Genomic DNA, 1830 nt, shown 5'->3' with positions numbered 1-1830 from the left:
ATCGTTCCCACGCTCCCGCGTGGGAATGCATCCCGTGACGCTCTGCGTCACAGCGGACGCAGAGCGTCCGTGGCGGCATTCCCACGCAGAGCGTGGGAACGATCAATACGAAAAGGACATGCACCATGCGTATCGTCGTAGCCCTGGGCGGTAACGCCCTGCTCCGCCGTGGTGAGCCGATGACCGCTGACAACCAGCGCGCCAACATCCGCATCGCCACCGAGCAAATCGCCAAGATCCATCCCGGCAACCAACTGGTCATCGCTCACGGCAATGGCCCGCAAGTCGGCCTGCTGTCGCTGCAAGCGGCGGCCTACACCTCTGTCACCCCCTACCCGCTGGACGTGCTCGGCGCTGAAACCGAAGGCATGATCGGCTACATCATCGAACAGGAACTGGGCAATCTGCTCGACTTCGAAGTGCCGTTCGCCACCCTGCTGACCCAGGTCGAAGTCGACGCCAATGACCCGGCTTTCAAGAACCCGACCAAACCGATCGGCCCGGTCTACGAGAAAGCCGAAGCGGAAAAACTCGCCGCCGAGAAAGGCTGGGCAATTGCTGCCGATGGCGACAAATTCCGCCGCGTCGTCGCCAGTCCACGGCCGAAACGCATCTTCGAAATCCGCCCGATCAAGTGGCTGCTGGACAAGGGCAGCATCGTGATCTGCGCTGGTGGTGGCGGGATTCCGACCATGTATGACGAGCAGCGCAACCTCAAAGGTATTGAGGCGGTGATCGACAAGGACCTGTGTTCGTCGTTGCTTGCCGAGCAATTGGAAGCCGACCTGCTGGTGATCGCCACCGACGTCAACGCGGCTTTTATCGACTATGGCAAACCAACCCAGAAAGCCATCGCCGAAGCCCACCCGGACGAACTCGAACGTCTCGGTTTCGCCGCAGGCTCCATGGGACCGAAGGTGCAGGCAGCCTGCGAATTCGCGCGCCATACTGGCAAGGTCGCGGTGATCGGTTCGCTGGCCGATATCGAAGCCATCGTCCAGGGCACCGCCGGTACGCGGGTCAGCACGGCGAAGCCGGGGATCAGCTACCGATAACAATAAACGCCGGGGCAGGTTCAACGCCTGCCCCGCTTCCATGCCTTGAAAGGAGTAGCTCAATGGCCCTGTTCGAACCCGGTCATCTGCACATCGAGCGGCACGCGTTGACCGACGATGACGTCAATTACAACGTGCATCTGGACTATGAAGTGTTCACTGATCCACAGAAAGGCAAAGGGATTCAGTTCACCCTGCACGGCAGCATGCAGGGCAAGGACATGAAGGAGACGTTTTTCCTGCCCAAGGAAGAGGCCTACAACTTCGCCCGCGATGTCACGCAGATTGCCGAGAAGTACGGAATCCCCAAGACCCACAGCCAGATCGGCTCGGTGCACAAGCATTACGATCTGATGTTTGAAGACATTCGGCAGAAGTTGAATATGCAGTCGGGGGATCCGGTGAACCTCGAGCATTTCGAATAAAAATCAAAAGCCCCTCACCCTAGCCCTCTCCCGGAGGGAGAGGGAACCGATTGGGGGATGCTGCAGCATTGCGTCGAACTGATCCTGCATCACTGAATCCATAATCGCCCGGTACTTTCAGGTCGATGCATAACCTCAGACACCTCGGTCGGCTCCCTCTCCCTCCGGGAGAGGGCTGGGGTGAGGGGGTTTTTGATTTAAGGCATACTTGCCCCCCCTCCGCTCTGCAGATCACTGAACCGCCCCCATGCGTATCCACGTCAGCTTCATCGACCGCGTCGGCATCACCCAGGAAGTCCTGGCTATCCTCGGTGGGCGCAATCTCAATCTGGATGCGGTGGAGATGATTC

General features: G+C 59.3%; 3 protein-coding genes. All 3 read left to right on the top strand.

The window, feature by feature from the left end; translation table 11 throughout:
• The first annotated feature begins 125 nt into the window (after window positions 1-125).
• A complete protein-coding gene (gene arcC / locus OQK_RS00405; RefSeq protein WP_016770621.1) occupies window positions 126-1055 on the top strand; it encodes a carbamate kinase in 930 nt (309 codons plus the stop codon).
• A gap of 62 nt (window positions 1056-1117) precedes the next feature.
• On the top strand, window positions 1118-1480 hold the full coding sequence (locus OQK_RS00400; protein WP_016770620.1) for a DUF5064 family protein: 363 nt from the start codon (window positions 1118-1120) through the stop codon (window positions 1478-1480).
• A gap of 247 nt (window positions 1481-1727) precedes the next feature.
• On the top strand, window positions 1728-1830 hold a 103-nt coding region (locus OQK_RS30885; protein WP_238537133.1), incomplete at its 3' end, for a hypothetical protein.

Source organism: Pseudomonas sp. R62 (assembly GCF_000257605.1).
Taxonomy (GTDB): domain Bacteria; phylum Pseudomonadota; class Gammaproteobacteria; order Pseudomonadales; family Pseudomonadaceae; genus Aquipseudomonas; species Aquipseudomonas atacamensis.
Note: the sequence above shows the minus strand (reverse complement) of the source record. Positions and strands in the feature narration are given on the sequence as shown.

Coding starts and splice junctions, on each gene's coding strand:
- arcC (WP_016770621.1), top strand. CDS start 126: ATGCGTATCGTCGTAGCCCTGGGCGGTAACGCCCTGCTCCGCCGTGGT.
- OQK_RS00400 (WP_016770620.1), top strand. CDS start 1,118: ATGGCCCTGTTCGAACCCGGTCATCTGCACATCGAGCGGCACGCGTTG.